Below are 386 nucleotides of genomic sequence, written 5' to 3'. Positions count from 1 at the left end.
CGAACCGCTGTTTTCGGTCCGATACCTGGCAACTTCATAAAACTATCGATTAGTTTTGATATTGGTTCTGGATAATGCATGTATCAATATCCTCCTAGAACATTCCACCTGGTAAGTTTAAGCCTTTTGTAAATTTACCCATCGTAGAGTTTGATAGCTCATCAGCCTTTTTAAGTGCATCATTTGTTGCAGCTAACACTAAGTCTTGTAACATTTCGATATCCTCTGGATCTACAACCTCTTCTTTAATCTTCACTTCAAGAATTTGCTTGTGACCATTTGCAATAACTGTAATCATTCCGCCGCCAGCTGTACCTTCAACTGTTTTTTCACCAAGCTCTTCTTGTGCTTTCGCCATGTCTTTTTGCATCTTTTGCATTTGTTTC

Annotated in this window: 1 protein-coding gene and 1 pseudogene; both read right to left on the bottom strand. The window is 38.6% G+C overall.

Annotation, left to right across the window (positions count from 1 at the left end):
* A pseudogene (locus SB717_RS34015) lies at window positions 1-80 on the bottom strand (recombination protein RecR); the annotation flags it as partial.
* Between the two features lie 14 nt (window positions 81-94).
* Window positions 95-386, bottom strand: a 292-nt coding sequence (locus SB717_RS34010) for a YbaB/EbfC family nucleoid-associated protein (RefSeq protein ID WP_410907222.1), incomplete at its 5' end; no start/stop codon positions are given.

This window comes from Priestia sp. SIMBA_032 (assembly GCF_046535215.1).
Lineage (GTDB): Bacteria > Bacillota > Bacilli > Bacillales > Bacillaceae_H > Priestia > Priestia aryabhattai.
The sequence above is the reverse complement of the archived record's forward strand: the minus strand, read 5'-3'. Positions and strand labels throughout refer to the sequence as shown.